Origin of the sequence: Microbispora rosea (assembly GCF_900156315.1) — a bacterium.
Classification (GTDB): domain Bacteria; phylum Actinomycetota; class Actinomycetes; order Streptosporangiales; family Streptosporangiaceae; genus Microbispora; species Microbispora rosea.
Genome location: NZ_FTNI01000003.1, coordinates 367,792 through 384,252, shown reverse-complemented (window position 1 = coordinate 384,252; position 16,461 = coordinate 367,792). Strand labels below are relative to the sequence as shown.

Genomic DNA, 16,461 nt, shown 5'->3' with positions numbered 1-16,461 from the left:
TCCCTGTCAGCGGAACCCGGTGTCAGACGAGGTCGGGGAGCAGCAGGCCGGTCGCGTCGTCCCCTCAGAGGCCGGACGTGCGCCAAGTGCCGCCGGTCGCGGTGACGGCGAAGGCCTCGTAGCCGTCCAGCGCTTCCACCCACTCCCTCGCGGCGCCGCCCATGGCGAAGGCAGCCGTGGCGTACGCGTCGGCGAGGGTGAGGTCCGGCCCGATCACCGTCACCGAGGCCAGCTCGGTGGCGGGTCTGCCGGTGTGGGGGTCGATGACGTGCGCCCCGCGTTCCGCCGTGCCCGAGGTGGCGACGGCGAGGTCGTTGCCCGTCACGACGGCGGCCAGGTCTCCCGGGCGGAGCGGGTGAGCGACGCCGACCCGCCAGGAACGGCCTGGGCCCGCCGAGCCGGACAGCCGCACGTCCCCGCCGCCGTTCACGCAGTGGTCCGGCGCGCCCGCATCGCGGAGCATGGCGGAGGCCCGTTCGACCGCCCATCCCTTGACGAGGGCCGAAGGGTCGAGCCGGCCCCCGGGGTAGGCGGTGAAGTATCCCCGGGACCGGTCGCTCACCGATTCGCACATGCGGAGAACGTCGGCCACCTCCGGCGGGCAGTCGGCCAGGGCGATCTCACCCCGGCCCAGCCGGCTGACCGGGCTGTCCGGCTTGTAGGTCGAGAAGACCTCGTCGACGTGGTGCAGCCAGGCCACCGCCTCCGTCACGGAGGTTCCGGCGTCGTCGTGGCGTCCGCCGGAGCGACGTACGTCGAAGGAGAAGACGGTGCCCATCACGTGCTCGACATGGCGTGTCAAAGGCCGGCCTTGTCGAGCGCGCTCTGCAGGGAGCGGATGTACCCGTCGCTGGTGTAGGTGGCGCCGGAGACCGTGTCGATCTGGGCGGACCGCGCCGACAGCGCCTCCTCGTTCAGGATCGGCAGTGCCTCGTTGTTGATCGATATGTCGCGGCGGTTGTTGGCGGGGGCCACCGGCACCCTGATCCCGGCCAGCTTCCCGCCGGAGATCACGATCTGCACCTGCACCGGGCCCCAGCGAGTGTCAGCGGGGTCGCCGGTGACGATCTTCTCGCCGCCGGTGGCGCCCGCCGCGGCGCCCTGCCCGGTCCACTCCGACCCGGAACCGGAGGAACCCGAGGAGTCCGGGGAGCCCTCGCCGAAGCGGTCCCCGTCGCCGGACTCGTCGTCGTCGTGGCCGAAGAACCCGTCGTCCTGGCCCTGCTCGCCGCCCTGTTCGCCGCCCTGGGCGCGGTCGCCGGCGTCCGCGTCCCCGCCCTGGGTGACGGCGGCCGGACGCTCGGCCAGCGAGGTCACCTCGTGTGGTTTGAAGGACAGCAGCAGCACGAGACCGACGGCGGTCGCGAGCACGGCCAGAATGGCTCTGCGCATGAAACTCCCATCAAGGGCGATCAGAATTCGAACGATTCGTGGTGGATGTGGCGCTTGGGCACCCCGGCGGCCCGGAGGGCGGCGGTGACGGCGCTCGTCATCTCGGCCGGCCCGCAGACGTACGCCTCGTGACCGGTCAGATCGGGCACCAGCCCGGCGAGCGTCGCGGGCGTGAACGGGTCGCCGATCACGGTCCGGGGGCCGACGCAGTAGTGCAGGGTAGCGCCGCGCGCCGTGGCGATCTCCTCGAGCTCGGCGCGGAACACCAGGTGCCGTTCGTCGCGCGCACGGTACAAGAGGGTCAGGTCGCCGGGGGCGGCCGGCACCGACTCGAACAGCGCGCGCAGCGGTGTGATGCCGACGCCGCCCGCGACGAGCAGCACCTTGCGCGCCCGGCCCCCGCCCGCGGTGAACGCGCCGTACGGGCCCTCGGCGAGCACCCGGGTGCCGGGCCGCAGGCCGGAGAGAGAGCGGCTCTGGTCGCCCAGGTCCTTCACCGTGATCCGCAGCTCGCCCGCGCGGGGCGGGGCGGACAGCGAGTACGGGTTGGGGGACCACCACAGGTCCCTGGTCAGGAACCGCCAGCGGAAGAACTGGCCGGGCTCGGCCCGCAGCCGGCCCAGGCGCCGCCCGGTCACGTACACGGAGACCACCCCCGGAGCCTCCGGCACCACCCGGGACACCCTCAGGCGGTGCCGTACGGCCAGCCGTACGGGCGTGAGGAAGCGATACCAGACGATCAGCGCCGCGACGCCCCAGTAGAGGACGTACCAGGAGGTGCGGGCGACCGGGGCCACGGCGAACTCCGCGCCCGTGGCGAGCTGGTGCCCGAAGGCCAGCCACGTGGCCAGGTAGGTGTAGAAGTGCAGGTGGAACCACGTCTCGTAGCGCAGCTTCGGGCGGATCTTGCGGGCGGAGACGACGCCGACGCCCACCAGCAGCAGCAGCGCGACGGTGGCCTTCAGCACGTCGGGATAGGTGAGGTTCAGCGTCACCGTCTCGCTCACCACGTCGGTGCGGTCGGTCAGCGCGTAGCCCCAGATGGTCAGCAGCATGTGCGCCACCGCCAGGCCGACGACGTAGCGTCCGCCCATGGAGTGCCACCGGGCGAGCCGGTCGGAGCCGACGCCGCGCTCCAGTGCGGGGACCCGGGCCATCAGCGCCAGCAGCACGGCGATCGCGTACCCGGCGAGCAGCCCGGTGATGCGCCCCGCGTTCGTCAGCCAGCCGTCGAATCCCGCGACGCTCGGCGTGTTCGCCCACCACATGCCGATGACCGCGACCACGCCCACGGCGATGAGCGCCAGGACGGCCTCGGGGCGGGCGCGCACGCTCCGTCGCGGCGGACGCGCGTGCCGGGTCGTCACCGCCGCCCCCGGGAACGTGGTGGTCACGGTTGCCTCCTCGTCGTCATCACGCGCCTCACCGTGTCAACGAAACCTCTTGTTTTCCTATGAACCGGGGCATTTGCTGACCATTCATAGGATTCTCTGAGGCGGCTCACAGGGTAGGCCCGGTGAGCGGGGAGGACCCTGTAGGCATCATGCGTAAGACTTCGAACGACCGGCCCGGCCTGGTCCGCTCCGACGGAAATCCCGTACGCGTCCTCGTGGTCGACGACGAACCCGACCTCGTCGAGGTCCTCGCCGCGGTGCTCAAGTACGAGGGGTGGGAGGTGCGCACGGCGGGCGACGGGACGTCAGCCGTGCGGGAGGCACGGGAGTTCCAGCCCGACGCGGTGCTGCTGGACGTGATGTTGCCCGACTTCGACGGGCTGGAGGTGCTGCGCCGCCTGCGCGCCGAGGCCCCGGACGTGTGCGTGCTGTTCCTCACCGCGCGCGACGCGGTGGAGGACCGTATCGCGGGCATCACGGCGGGCGGGGACGACTACGTGACCAAGCCGTTCAGCCTGGAGGAGGTGCTCGCCCGGCTGCGCGGGCTGCTGCGCCGCGCCGGCATGGCGCGCGGCGCCGAGGGCGACCGGCTGACGGTGGGTGACCTGGCGATGGACGAGGACGCCCGCGAGGTGACCCGGGACGGGGAGCTGGTCGAGCTCACGCCGACCGAGTTCGAGTTGCTGCGCTTCCTCATGCGCAACCCCCGGCGTGTGCTGAGCAAGGCCCAGATCCTCGACCGGGTCTGGTCGTACGACTTCGGCGGGCAGGCGCACGTGGTCGAGCTGTACATCAGCTACCTGCGCAAGAAGATCGACGCCGGCCGCAGGCCGCTGATCCACACGGTGCGGGGCGTGGGATACGTCCTGCGGCCGTGATGGCGCCGCTGTGACCGGCTCGCCGCCCCGGGCGGCGCCGGCCCGGGCAGTGCCGCGCCAGAAGCCGCCGCGCACGCGCCGCCTTCTTCGCCCGGTGCCGACGACGTTGCGGGCCCGCCTGGTGGTGGGCACGCTGGTGCTGCTCGTGCTCGCCTGCGCGGCGGCCGGGGCGGCCTCCTCCCTCCTGCTCGAACGGTTCATGGTCGAACGGCTGGACCAGCAACTGTCCGTGACGGCCGGGCGGTTCGCGGCGAGCCTGGCCCACGAGGAGCGCGAGGAGCGCGAGCACGGGTATCCGCGCGATCCGGACGGCGAGCGCGGGGACTCGCGCGGGCAGGCGCCCGGCACCTTGGGCGTGCTGATGCGGGACGGCCAGGTGGGGACGCCCGCCGTGGTGGGCCGGGCCGACCCGGTGCTGTCGGCGGCGGACCGGAAGGCGCTGGCCGCCGTCCGGGCCGACGGGCTCGGGCACACGGTGGATCTGTCCTCGGGCGGACTCGACGACTATCGGGTGATGGCCGTGGGGGACGACGACGGCGAGCTTCTCATCACCGGCCTGCCACTGGACGACGTGCGCACCACCGTGCAGCGCCTGCAGATCGCCGAGATCGGGGTGTTCGCCGTCGTCGTGCTGGTGACGGGGATCGCCGGGGCCGTTTGGGTGAGGCTGTCGCTGCGCCCACTGGACCGGGTCGCCGCCACGGCCCGGCGCGTGGCCCGCCTGCCGCTCGCCGACGGAGAGGTGGCGCTGCCCGAGGGGGTGCCCGACGAGGATCCCCGCACCGAGATCGGCCAGGTGGGGGAGGCGTTCAACCGCATGCTCGGCCACGTGGGACGGGCCCTCGCCCAGCGCCACGCCAGCGAGCAGCGGATGCGCACCTTCGCCGCCGACGCCAGCCACGAACTGCGCACCCCGCTCGCCACCGTCCGCGCCCACGTCCAGCTCGCCCGGCGCGACGAGGAGGCCGTCCCCGACGGCGTGCGGCACGCCCTGGAACGCATCGACGCCGAGTCGGCCCGCATGGGCACGCTCGTGGACGATCTGTTGCTGCTGACCCGGCTCGACGCCGGCCGCCCGCTGGCACGCGAGGAGGTCGACCTCACCCGCCTGGCCATCGACGCCACCGGCGACGCCCGCGCCTACGGGCCCGACCACCGCTGGAGGCTCGACCTGCCCGAGGAGCCGGTCACCGTGCCCGGGGACCCGGACCGGCTCCACCAGGTGGTGGCCAACCTGCTGGGCAACGCCCGCGCGCACACCCCTCCCGGCACGACCGTGACCGTGGCCTTGCGCGTGCCCGGCCCGGACAAGGTGGAGCTGACCGTCACCGACGACGGCCCCGGCATCCCCGGAGACCTGCAGGGCGAGATCTTCGAACGGTTCGTCCGCGCCGACAAGGCGCGCACCCGGGCCTCGGGCGGCAGCGGCCTGGGACTCGCGATCGTCAGGGCGGTGGTGGCCGCGCACGGCGGCACCGTCGACGTCGAGAGCCGTCCCGGCCGTACGGCGTTCCGCGTGCTGCTGCCCGCGGGCTCTGCCGCGCCGGACAAGGCTCTGTGATCGATCCTTACCCGTGATGATCGGTTCCGGTAAGGTCGCCCCGTCCGGCACGGGAGGGGGACATGGCGGGATTACGGGCGCTTCGTACCGACGATCCGCGGCAGGTGGGCCTTTACCGGCTGGTCGGCCTGCTCGGTGAGGGCGGCCAGGGGACCGTGTACCAGGGCCTGGCCCCGGCCGGCGAGCCCGTGGCGGTGAAACTGCTGCACGCGCGCTTCGCCGGGGACGACCGGGCGCGGGCGCGGTTCGCGGCCGAGCTGGATCACGCACGCAGGGTCGCCGCGTTCTGCACGGCGCGGGTGCTGGACGCCGACGTGGCGGGGGATCGCCCCTACATCGTGTCGGAGTTCGTCTCGGGGCCGTCGCTGGGAGAGGTGATCGCCTCGGGCGGGCCGGTGACGGGCGGTGCGCTGGAGCGGCTCGCGATCGCGACGGTGACCGCCCTGGCGGCGATCCACGAGGCGGGGGTGGTGCACCGGGATTTCAAGCCCGGCAACGTCATCATGGGGACCGACGGGCCGCGAGTGATCGATTTCGGGATCGCGCGGGCGCTGGACGCCACCGGCACCGTGTCCAGCGCGGTCGTGGGCACCCCCGCCTACATGGCGCCCGAGCAGATCGCCGGGCATGCGGTCGGTCCCGCCGCCGACGTGTTCGCCTGGGCCTGCACGATCGCCTACGCCGCGAACGGGGCAACCCCCTTCGGGCAGGACTCCATCCCCGCCGTCATGAACCGCATCCTGCACGCCGACCCCGATCTGGGCCCCCTCGACGGCGGACTGGCCGGCCCGATGCGCGAGATCATCACCGCCTGCCTGACCAAGGACCCCGCCGGCCGCCCCACCGCCCGGGACATCCTGCTGCGACTCCTCGGCGCCGGCCACCCCGCCGACACCCTGCTCGCGGAAGGCGCCCGCGCCGCCGGGCCGCCCGCGGCCGATCCCGCGGCCGATCCCGGTCCCACTCCGCCGCCGTACGACGGGGAGCGGCCCTCCGACGTCCCGCCGCGCACGCTGCCGCTGTCCGCCACGCCCCCGGCCGCCGGCGCGCGGCCCGCGTCCCCGGTGCTCGGCGCGCCGCCGATGGTCGTCGCCGCCGTGCTGGCGCTGGGCGGGATCACGGTGCTTGTCGACAGCACCGTGATGGGGATCGCCATGCCCATGATCTCTCGGGAGTTGCACGCGTCGTACGTGGACGCGCAGTGGGTGATCACCGCCTACCTGCTGGCCGCGACGATAGTCGTTCCCGTCACCGGGTGGCTGGCCCGGCGCTTCGGCGCGTCGGCGGTGTGGATCATCGCGCTCGTCCTGTCGCTGGCCGGCTCGGCCCTGTGCGGGCTGGCCTGGTCGTTCGGCGCCCTCGTCGCGTTCCGGGCGTTGCAGGGACTCGGCGGCGGGATGATCTTCCCGCTGAGCCGCATCCTCGTCGCCGAGGTCGCCGGCAGCGAGCGGCGCGGCGGGGCGGCGGCCCTGGTCGCGGTGGCCGTCCAGGCGGGGCCCATCGCCGGGCCCGTCGTCGCGGGCGTGGTCGTCGACACGTTGTCCTGGCGGTGGATCTTCTTCCTCGCCGTGCCCCTGCTGCTGCTGACGAGCATCCTGTCGGCCCTGCTCCTGCCCTTCGCGGGGGTGGCGGCCCGATCCGCCCAGCCCCGCGTGGTGGAACCGCGCCTGTTCCGCGACCGTGCGTTCGCCGCCTCGGCCGCCGCGTCGCTGCTCCACCACTTCGCGCTCTTCGCCGCGGTGTTCCTGGTGCCGCTGTACTTCCAGATCGCCGGCGGCCTGTCGCCCCGGCAGGCCGGGTGGTTGTTCGCCGCTCAGGGGGTGGGCACCCTCGTCGCGGTGCTCCCCGCCCGGTGGCTCGCCGGCGTCTGGCGCAACCCACGCCTGCTGGTCCTCGCCGGTCTCGCTCTGGTCGCGGCCGGCACGCTCCCCTTCGCACTCGATTCGGCGCACACGGGGTCTTCGGTGCTGGTCGCGGCACTGTTCGTCCGCGGTCTCGGGCTGGCGTTCGTCGGCACGCCCCTGATGGCGAGCCTCTGCCATTCGCTGCCGGAGGCGCGGATCCCGGCGGCGACGACGGCCGACGCCATGGGCGCCCGGGCCGGCGGCGCGGTGGGGACGGCGCTGATCGCCGTGGTGCTGGGATGGGCCACCGTCCCCGGCATCGCGGACCCGGGCTCGGGATTCCCCCCGGCGTTCTGGGCGATTCTGGTGGCCGTCGCCCTCACCGTGGTCCCCGCCCTGTCGCTGCCCGCGGGCGGCGCCCGCCGGGCGCACACGTGATCTCAACCCTATTGGGGAGGTCGCTGTCAAGGGGGGCGCTGTGAAACATATGTTGCATATGAGGAATACTTAGGCGTTGGGGGGGCAGGGGGGTCTTTCTGAGCGGAGGTCCCTCCGCGACAAGAGAGGTGTGCAATGACCGCGACCGCTACCGAGCGCCGCACAAGTGACGAACTTCCTCACCCGTGGCCGGATGACCGCTACGAGGTCAGATGCGACAGGGAGAGCCCGTTCGCCGGTAGTCGTGACCGTTACCACTACGCCAAGAACGCTGTGGAGTCGGCGAAGGCGCTGGAGCGAGCGGGACTGGCCCGCCGTGTCGTGGTCGTCAGGCTGGCGGACGAGACCGTCATCTACGACCGTGTGGGCGATGTGAACCTGCCTCCGGAGTCGTGGTGATCCGGCATGACACGGTGTGACATGTCTGGTCGCGTTTGGTGCATATAACGCAGAAAGACGATCCCCCGGGAGTGTGTCCCGGGGGATCGTCTGTGTCCGGACCGGCCTGTTCCGGGGTCGTCGCCCCGGCGGCCGGAGGTCGGGTCCTCGCGTGAGGCCCGCGCCGCGCGATCCTCGCTCGGGCACCCGCCGGCTACACGGGTGTGCAGGTTACGTCGGGGGCCTTCCCGCCGCCCAGGCGGGCGGCGAAGCCGAAGACGGTCGAGCCGCCGATCGGCAGGTTGCCGTTGTAGCTCTCGTTGCCGAACGCGTACGAGCCGACGGTGCCGACCACCGGGAGGGCGACGGCCCCCCACACCTGGGTGATGACGCTGCCGTCGGTGTAGCGCCACGACACACGCCAGCCCTTGAGTGCCCACGACCCGGTGTTGGTCACCGTGACCTGGCCGAGCGAGGGGGCGTCCCTCGTTCCCGGCCACTCGCTGGTGACCGCGTAGCTCGCCGTGCAGCCGATCGAGTCCGCGGCCGCGGGGACGGCCGTGATCCCCGCGGTCGCCAGGACCAGGCCTGCCGCGGCGATCATCTTCCTGATCATCGATCTCTCCCTTTCTCGGCGCTGACGTGGATGCCCGCCTCCCCCAGAGAGGGGTCCGTCTGGGGAAGGCGGGCGACTGGGGCGAGCCCGGGAACGCGGGCTACGCGGGAGTGCAGGTCACGGACGACGGGACGGTGTCCGAGCCGGTGCCGGTGAAGCCGAAGTTCGTGGTGGCGCCGGAGCTCAGGTTGCCGTTCCAGGACAGGTTCTTCACCGTGACGTTCGATCCGCTCTGGCTGACCGTGCCGCTCCAGAGCTGGGAGATGGTCTGGCCGCTCGGGAACGACCAGGCCACCGTCCAGCCGGAGACGGCCGAGGCGCCGGAGTTGCGTACGGTGACGTCCGCCTGGAAGCCGCCCTGCCACGAGTTGATGACCTTGTACGTCGCGGTGCACGCCTTGCCGGTCACCGGCGACGGGCTGGGCGACGGCGACGGCGAGACGGACGGGCTGGGCGACGGAGAAGGCGACGGGGAAGGAGACGGGGACGCCGACGGGGACGCCGACGGCGAGGCCGACGGGCTGGGCGACGGGGAGGGGGACGCGGACGGCGAGACCGAGGGGCTGGGCGACGGGGACGGCTCGGTCCCGGGCGCGTTGCCCCAGATCTTGGTCGATCCCGAGTACAGCGTCATGTTCTGCACCGTCACCGGCGTGGACGGCGTGGTGGACACCCCGGTGTACGACCAGTCGTTCGACGGGTCCCACGAACCGGAGCTGGCGATGCGGAACTGCACCTCACGCCGCGACTCCGACTGTCCCTGCGGGGCGATGACCTGGCCGGAGCAGTCGATCGTGACGTAGTAGACCTTGCCGGAGAACTGCGTGGGCCCGGTCGGCGGCTTGCACTGGTTGTAGTTGGCCGTCAGCGTGATCTGGCTCGGCGTGGTGTCGCCGTCCAGGGTGAAGTAGTAGCGGAACGAACCGTCGCTCAGCGCGCGGGCGGGCCAGGCCGAGTGGTTGTAGACCAGCGTCTTGATCTCGGTGAAGTTCTGGCCGGTGGCGTTGAGCGCGGCCTGGAGGTAGATCTCCGGGCCGTCGGGGGTCTCCGCGACCGGGAAGTTCGCCAGCGGCGTGCCGCCGTACTCCTTGTACAGCCGGACCAGCGCGCTGGTGAAGCCGGCGTTGTAGTCGGTGGCGACCTCGTTCATCGTGTAGTCGGCGCGGCTGTCGGTGTAGGAGTCGTCGGCCGACTTGGGGCCGCCGACCAGCGCGCCGTAGAGGATGTGGCGGCTCTGCGCCGGCTCGCCGTTCAGGTTGTTGGTCCAGGTGCCGTGCGCGGTGCGGTGGTGCGGGTTGCGTGGCGGGTTGTTCCCGAAGCCGATCTCGTACGACGACTTGCGCGGGTTGTCGCCGAGCGCGTAGTTGATCTGCCGCACGGCGAAGTCGTGGTAGCGGGCCTTGCGCGTGGTGTCGGTCAGCCCGTCGCTGTAGTACAGCGCGACGAACGCGGTGTTGGCGGCGTAGCGGAGCGAGCCCCACGAGTCGAGCACCGCCTGGCCGCCGGGGGAGTAGTTCACCCTCTGCCCGTTGACGCCGACCGTCCAGAAGTCGAGCCACCGGTTCGCGTCGTCGGCGTACTGCTGCTTGCCGGTCAGCTTGGCCAGCAGCACGTAGCAGCCGTACGACTTGTCGTCCCAGGCGATCGTCCACTTGTACGACTTGGTGGACGACTGCGGCTCGGTGCCGAGGTTGGCGTAGTACGACTCGGCCTTGGCGAGGTAGGAGGAGTCCTGGGTGGCGCGGTAGAGCCAGATGGCGCCCCACACCAGCTCGTCGTTGTAGCCGCTCCAGGACTTGTAGAAGTTGGCCGCGTCGGTGATGCAGTCGCTGTACTTGCCCCGCACGGTGTCGGCGAACGAGTACAGCTGCTTGGCGTGGGTGAGGAGCTTGTCGGCGTACGACGGGTCGGTGGGCCGGAAGACGATCGAGGAGGCCGCCATCGCGGCCGCCGTCTCCCCGGCCAGGTCGGCTCCGCCGCACGAGGAGTCGATCTTGTACGAGGGCCTGCTCATCGGCAGCACCTCGGCCGCCCCCCACCAGGCGTGGTCGGGGTTGCCGCTGCCGACCTGGCCGTAGAGGACGTTGGCGGAGGGGTGCGCCTTGATGAAGTAGTCGTTGACGAAGCGCAGGCTGTTGAGCAGGTAGGTGAGCTGCCCGGACGAGGCGTAGGCGTCGCGGTAGTCCACCGCGCCCCACGCGAGCATCGTCGTGCTGAACGCCATCGGCAGGCCGAACTTGACGTGGTCGCCGGCGTCGTACCAGCCGCCGGTCAGGTCCAGGCCAACGTCCTTGCCGTCGTTGAGCGCCGAGTCGCCGCGCCAGGTGACGCGGTTGGTGGACGGCAGTGTGCCGGACTGCTGGGCCTCGTAGAAGAAGAGCGACTTCTGCAGCGCCTCGCCGTAGTTGAACGCGGGGGCGGCGGAAGCCGACTGGGGAACCGCGGCCGGGACGACCGCGGTGGAGATGATCAGCGCCGCAAGTGCAGGGAACGTACGCCGCATGGGGATGAGCCTCACAGAGGTGGGGGGTCGGGGGCGCGGCGGCGGGTCAGGCACCGCCGCGCCCCGGCTTACTCGGTCGTGTCCCGCGGGGACACGTCCTTGGGGTGCGGTGAAGGGTCAGGCGACACCGCACCCCGGCTTACGGGGCGTGCTCAGCCGTTGGGGAAGAGCAGGCCGTACTGTCCGAGCGCGGTGGCCACATCGGTCTGCGCCCAGAAGCGGTGGTAGTGGAAGACCGGAGCCGATCCACCGTTCAGGTACGACTGGACCTTCGGCCAGTCCGGGTCGTTCTTGTACCAGGACCGGATGGAGATGAAGGTCGAGTTGCTGTTGATCGGGTCGCCGTTCGGCATCTTGCCGGTCCAGCCGGACGGGACGTAGATCGGGTCGTCGAGGCGGTTGTAGTCCGTCTTGGTCTCGGCGACCGACACGCCCTTGGAGTCCTGGTTGTTCTTCCAGATGCCGTCGAGCAGCGCCTTCGCGGTGCTCTTGGCCTGGGCGTTGCCCGACTTGGCCGCGTAGAACATCAGGGTCTTGGCGTACGAACCGGCCACGCCGATGTCGTCGGTGTAGTCGGCGATGGTCACGTGCAGGCCGGAGTTGGCCGGCGGCATCCCGGTGCCGCTGAAGCTGGCGTCCGGCTGGCCGGTCCAGTGCAGCGTCGACGGGATCTGGAAGGTGCCGTCGGAGTTCACCGTGGTGCCGGACAGCGCCCAGGCGACCCACTTGTCGAGGATGCCCTTGGCGTCGGCGTTGCCCGTGGCGTAGTAGTACTCCGCCACGCGCTCCATCGACCACGCCTGGAAGCCGAACCACTGGTTCGACGGCGGGTCGTGGTAGACCGGCTCCCAGTCATAGGCCATGCCGAAGAACTTCGGCAGGCTCGACGGCGGGGAGGCGTAGTGGCCCTCCCAGCTGTTGGTCGCGCCACCGGCGATGGCGCCCTCGGCCGACTGCAGCCACTTGTAGAACTGCAGCTGGCGGGTGAGGCTGGTCGACCAGTCGGTGACGGCGGTCGCGCCCTTGGGCTTCAGCGCGTTGACGTTCGACAGCGCCCAGGCCGCCATCGGGTTCTGGTAGCCGCCGTGGTTGTGGCTGGAGCCGATGCGCCAGGCCCAGCCGGCCGACGTGTCGGTCGCGCCGCCCCAGGCGTAGTACCAGGACAGCAGGTAGTTCGACGAGTTCTTGCCGGAGCCCGCCGGGCAGGAGGTGCTGGTGCAGCCCGCCTGCTTGAAGTACTTGTCGTACATCGCGTAGCGCAGGTAGTCGCCCATCTTCGCGGCGTTGGCCACGGAGGTGGAGATCTGCGACTGCTTGTTCTGCTCGGTCGCCCAGGTCAGCGCCCAGTAGGCGGCCTGGACGGCGCGGGCGTCGGCGTCCGGCGCGTTGGTGTACTTCCACTGCTTCGCGTACGACGCGTCACCCGTGAACAGGTCGAGGTACCCGTTCGGGCCGCCGAACTTGAAGGTGTCGCACGACGGCTGCGGGATGGTCTCGAAGACCGACTCCTCGGGCCCGCGCTGGTAGGTGTTGATGTACGCCGGCTTGGTGGTGCCGTCGCCGCAGCGGCCGTAGCCGTAGGTGTTGTCGACGTCCAGCAGCCAGTGCATGCCGTAGATGTCGGAGGTGCCGTAGGCGGACTTCAGCTCGCCCGCGATCGGGTCGCTGCCGACGCTGACGCCGCTGTCGAGCCTGGACGGGTATTGGCTGATGTCGTTCCACTCGCCCGCGTACGTAGCCGGCTTGCTGGCGTCGTACTTGTCGTTGGTGGGCTGGTCGTTGTGCGACGGGATGATGTACTTCTCCATCGTCGTCCACGCGGTGTTGAACTTCGACCAGTCACCGGTGATCTTGCCGTACATCGCCTCCAGCCACAGGTAGTAGCTGAACGCCTCGGACGTCGTCTCGTGGCCCTGGTCGGGAGCCTCCACGAGCAGCGTCTCGACCGAGTGGTACGGCACGCCCTGGGGCGAGAAGTACCCGTTGGCCGGGTCGTGGATCTTGTTGTACATCGTCATGAAGTTGTTGATGTACTCGTTGGTCCCCGGCGAGGGGCTCGCCGACGGCGACGCGGACGGCGACGCCGAGGGAGAGGCGGAGGGCGAGGCCGACGGCGAGGCGGACGGGCTGGCCGACGGGCTCGGGGAGGGGCTGGGCGACCGGCTCGGCGAGGGGCTCGGTGAGGGACTGACGGTCGCCCCACAGGTCACGCCGTTGATGGAGAACGAGGCGGGCTTGTTGTTGCTGCCGGACCACGTTCCCTGGAACCCGATGTTGGTCGTCGCGCCGGTGCCGAGGTTCCCGTTCCACGACATGCTCGTGGCCGTGACGGTGGCGCCGCTCTGGCTCCAGTTCGCCGACCAGCCGTTCGACAGCCGCTGCCCGTTGGGGAAGTTGAACCTGAGCGTCCAGTTGTTGATCGCGTCGCCCAGGTTCTTGATGTCCAGGCTGGCCGTGAAACCGCCTGATCCGGAACCCCAGGAGTTGAGCGCGTACTGGACGTCGCAGGACACGGCGGCGGACGCAGGGGTCTGCGCCAGCCCGACGAGGAGGCCGCCCGACACGGAGGCGGCCGCCAGCAGGGCGAGCCGTCTCCGCGATCGTGGGAGCGCTCCCGTACTCAGAGCTCTCGTTCGCATTTGAGGAGGGTCTCCAAAGGGGATTGGGGGTGGGAGCATCGGGTGGAGAAACGCCAGGTAGCGCATTTCGTGACCGATGCGGGCAAGGGTGGATCTGAACCGATACGATGGGAGCGCTCCCACCTCAGGATTGTGGATTGGGCCCCCGGTATGTCAATGACGGGTTGCCGACGCCTCACGCGTCCGTCCCATCGGACGGTGAGCCGGGGCCCCTTGCTGGCCTTTTGCCCGCCTCTGACAGATGTGGCGCTAATTCATAACTGAAACTTTCATGTGTAACAGCCTGGCCGTTCACCCCGCCGAGGCCCGTGGTTAGGGCTCTCGGCTGCGGGTAGGCGCTTCCCAACCCTGGAAGGGAGGCAGGCCATGACCATCCAGAAGGAGTCGCTGTCCACGGGCGAACTCGTGCGCCGGCTGTCCGAGGACGTCTCCCGGCTGATCCGCGACGAGCTGCGGCTGGCGCGGCTGGAGATGACTCGGAAGGGCAAACGCGCGGGCATGGGCGCGGGCCTGCTCGGCGCCGCGGGCCTCGTCGCGTTCTACGGCGGAGGAGCCCTCGTGGCCACGGCGATCCTGGCGCTCGCGCTCGTGCTGCCGGCCTGGGCCAGCGCCCTGATCATAGGCGCCGCGCTGCTGGCGCTCGCCGGACTGCTCGCCCTGGTGGGTAAGGAGCAGGTGTCCCGCGCGACGCCGCCCACTCCCGACGAGGCGATGCGCAGCCTCAAAGCAGACATCGACGTCATGAAGGAGAGTGCGCGCAGATGACCGAGACCGAACCCGGAGCGGCCCGGCCGAGCGCCGGGACCGTGGGTGTTCACAATCAGGACGTGTCCGAGCCGGTCACCGAGACGGAGTCGCTGAACGCCGTACGGCAGTCGCGGCCCGGACCCGAGCCCGTCGCCGCGGCCCGGGACACCGAGACCAGGGGCGAGGGCGAGGGGAAGAAGGGCCACGACGAGATCGCCGAGGTCCGCCAGGAGATCGAGCGGACCCGCGACCACCTCGGCGACACGATCGAGGCGCTGGCCGCCAAGGCCGACGTGAAGGCGCGGGCGCAGGAGCGCGTGCACGCGACCACCGCGGCAGCGCGGGCCAGGGTGGCCGGTGTCACCGGACGAGTGCGCGAGGCCACGCCGCAACCGCTGCGCGGAGCCGCGGGAAGGGTCGGCGAGGAGGCGAAGCGACGTCCCGGCCTGATCGCCGCCGCCGGAGCCGCGGGCACCGCGCTGCTGCTGCTGCGAAGGATCACCCGGAGCCAGGGCCGCGGGGCGAGGCCCGGTATGCCCGGCATGTTCCAGAAGCCGGGCGTCTCCGGCAAGGCCGGCACGCCACGGATGCGCGGCTTCGGCGGAGCCCGCACGGGCAGGGGGATGTTCGGCGCCTCCGGCAAGATCGGGAAGACGCGCGGCGGATCGCGGCCGTTCGGTTCGCGCATGTTCGGCGCCAGGAGCAGGGCCGGCGGCATGGGCCCGCTCGGCGGCAAGGGCGCGTTCGGCGGGAAGAGGACGCGCGGCGGCATGAGCATGTTCGGCCGCAAGAGCATGGCTCGCGGGATGGGCGTGTTCGGCCGCAAGAGCAGGCCCGGCGGGACGGGGATGCTCGGCATGCTCGGCCGGTCCCGGGTGTTCGGCGGTCGCCGGATGTTCTCGCAGCCACGTCGCCCGTTCATGCGGAGGTTCGCGCACCGATGACCGACCCCGAGGACGAGCGGGGGCCGCTGGAGAGGCTGTCGCGCCGCGACTGGATGGGAGTCGTCAAGCGCACGGCCAAGGAGTTCAAGGAGGACAATGTCCCCGACTGGGCGGCTTCGCTGACGTACTACGCCGTCCTCTCGATCTTCCCCGGGCTCATCGTGCTGGTGTCGATACTCGGCCTGCTGGGGCAGAGCGCCACCGGCCCGCTGCTCGGGAACATCAAGTCGCTGACGCCGGGGCCGGTCCAGCAGATGCTGCAGACCGGCCTCGCCAACGTCCAGCAGCACCAGGGCACCGCCGGGGTGTTCGCGATCACGGGCCTGCTGTTCGCGCTGTGGGCGGCCTCCGGCTACATCGGGGCGTTCATCCGGGCGAGCAACGCGATCTTCGACATCCGCGAGGGCCGTCCGTTCTGGAAGGTGACCCCGCTCCGGGTGGGGCTGACACTCCTGCTGGTCATCCTGATGGCGGCCTCCGTGCTGGCCGTCACCTTCACCGGCCGCCTCGCCGAGATCGCGGGGAACCTGCTCGGTGTCGGGCCCGCCGCGGTCACCGTCTGGAGCATCGTGAAGTGGCCGGTCCTCGTGCTGCTCGCGGGGGCCATGATCACCCTGCTCTACTACGCCGCGCCCAACGTCCGCCAGCCCGGCGTGCGGTGGCTCAGCCCCGGCAGCCTGCTCGCCGTCGTGGCCTGGGTCGTGGTGTCCGCCGGATTCGGGCTGTACGTCGCACGGTTCGGCTCCTACAACAAGACCTACGGCACGCTCGCGGCCGTGGTCGTCTTCCTCGTCTGGCTGTGGCTGTCGAACATCGTCATCCTCAGCGGCGCGGAACTCGACGCCGAGCTCCAGCGCGGGCGCAGGATCGCCGCAGGCGAGTCCCCCGCGGAGCCGTACGTCGACCCCCGCGATCCCCCGAAGAACCCCGAGCCCGCGGAGGGCCTGAGCGAGGCGCCGGAGACACGGCGCGAAGCGCGCCAGGAGGCCGACGCCCCCTGATACAGACGTGCCGAGGCCGGCGCGGGCCACTGGCGGCGGACGTGAATCCGGGAAGAGGAATTCGGAACGCCGCCGCTCTGCCGGAACTCGACCGCAGCACCAGGCCGCACCAGGACGCACCAGGGC

General features: G+C 71.3%; 13 protein-coding genes. 7 read left to right on the top strand and 6 right to left on the bottom strand.

Features of this window, described 5'->3' with window-relative positions; translation table 11 throughout:
• Window positions 1-64: 64 nt before the first annotated feature.
• From BXA11_RS06910 to BXA11_RS06900, 3 genes are read right to left on the bottom strand one after another with little or no spacing between them, the layout of a single operon-like run.
• Window positions 65-802, bottom strand: coding sequence for an FAD:protein FMN transferase (locus BXA11_RS06910; protein WP_239104910.1), 738 nt, complete (start codon window positions 800-802; stop codon window positions 65-67).
• Window positions 799-1,392, bottom strand: a complete 594-nt coding sequence (locus BXA11_RS06905; protein ID WP_076433675.1) for an FMN-binding protein — start codon at window positions 1,390-1,392, stop codon at window positions 799-801. Before BXA11_RS06905 ends, BXA11_RS06910 begins: the two co-directional genes overlap by 4 nt.
• Window positions 1,393-1,412: 20 nt before the next feature.
• A complete protein-coding gene (locus BXA11_RS06900) occupies window positions 1,413-2,786 on the bottom strand; it encodes a ferredoxin reductase family protein (protein ID WP_076433673.1) in 1,374 nt (457 codons plus the stop codon).
• Window positions 2,787-2,935: 149 nt separating this feature from the next.
• Between BXA11_RS06900 and BXA11_RS06895 the strand changes: the two genes are divergently transcribed.
• The 4 genes from BXA11_RS06895 to BXA11_RS41945 all read left to right on the top strand — a co-directional run bounded on the left by BXA11_RS06895 (window position 2,936) and on the right by BXA11_RS41945 (window position 7,906).
• Entirely contained in the window at window positions 2,936-3,664 is a 729-nt protein-coding gene (locus BXA11_RS06895) for a response regulator transcription factor (protein WP_076433671.1), read from the top strand.
• 94 nt (window positions 3,665-3,758) lie between these two features.
• Window positions 3,759-5,225, top strand: a complete 1,467-nt coding sequence (locus tag BXA11_RS06890; RefSeq protein WP_076433670.1) for a sensor histidine kinase — start codon at window positions 3,759-3,761, stop codon at window positions 5,223-5,225.
• A gap of 62 nt (window positions 5,226-5,287) precedes the next feature.
• Window positions 5,288-7,507 (top strand): bifunctional serine/threonine protein kinase/MFS transporter, encoded by a 2,220-nt coding sequence (locus tag BXA11_RS06885; RefSeq protein ID WP_083744019.1) that lies wholly within the window; start codon window positions 5,288-5,290, stop codon window positions 7,505-7,507.
• Between the two features lie 135 nt (window positions 7,508-7,642).
• Window positions 7,643-7,906 (top strand): hypothetical protein, encoded by a 264-nt coding sequence (locus BXA11_RS41945; protein ID WP_030505230.1) that lies wholly within the window; start codon window positions 7,643-7,645, stop codon window positions 7,904-7,906.
• Between the two features lie 193 nt (window positions 7,907-8,099).
• Here the strand turns inward: BXA11_RS41945 and BXA11_RS06880 are convergent, their stop codons facing one another.
• The 3 genes from BXA11_RS06880 to BXA11_RS06870 form a co-directional block, all read right to left on the bottom strand.
• Entirely contained in the window at window positions 8,100-8,501 is a 402-nt protein-coding gene (locus BXA11_RS06880) for a cellulose binding domain-containing protein (RefSeq protein ID WP_076433666.1), read from the bottom strand.
• A gap of 100 nt (window positions 8,502-8,601) precedes the next feature.
• Window positions 8,602-11,004 (bottom strand): glycoside hydrolase family 9 protein, encoded by a 2,403-nt coding sequence (locus tag BXA11_RS06875; RefSeq protein WP_076433664.1) that lies wholly within the window; start codon window positions 11,002-11,004, stop codon window positions 8,602-8,604.
• 152 nt (window positions 11,005-11,156) lie between these two features.
• Window positions 11,157-13,643 carry a glycoside hydrolase family 48 protein gene (locus tag BXA11_RS06870; protein WP_076433662.1) on the bottom strand — a complete coding sequence of 829 codons (2,487 nt, stop codon included), beginning with the start codon at window positions 13,641-13,643 and terminating at the stop codon, window positions 11,157-11,159.
• 366 nt (window positions 13,644-14,009) lie between these two features.
• On the opposite strand from BXA11_RS06870, the gene BXA11_RS06865 reads away from it, so the two are divergent.
• Genes BXA11_RS06865 through BXA11_RS06855 form a run of 3 tightly spaced genes read left to right on the top strand, consistent with a single transcriptional unit; the run spans window position 14,010 to window position 16,335 of the window.
• Window positions 14,010-14,408: a phage holin family protein gene (locus BXA11_RS06865; protein ID WP_076433660.1), complete on the top strand. Its 399-nt coding sequence runs from the start codon at window positions 14,010-14,012 to the stop codon at window positions 14,406-14,408.
• Complete coding sequence (locus tag BXA11_RS41940; RefSeq protein ID WP_076433658.1) at window positions 14,405-15,334, top strand: DUF3618 domain-containing protein; 930 nt, start codon at window positions 14,405-14,407, stop codon at window positions 15,332-15,334. Before BXA11_RS06865 ends, BXA11_RS41940 begins: the two co-directional genes overlap by 4 nt.
• Window positions 15,331-16,335: a YihY/virulence factor BrkB family protein gene (locus BXA11_RS06855; RefSeq protein WP_076433656.1), complete on the top strand. Its 1,005-nt coding sequence runs from the start codon at window positions 15,331-15,333 to the stop codon at window positions 16,333-16,335. The genes BXA11_RS41940 and BXA11_RS06855 overlap by 4 nt, the downstream gene beginning before the upstream one ends.
• The last annotated feature ends 126 nt before the right edge of the window (window positions 16,336-16,461 follow it).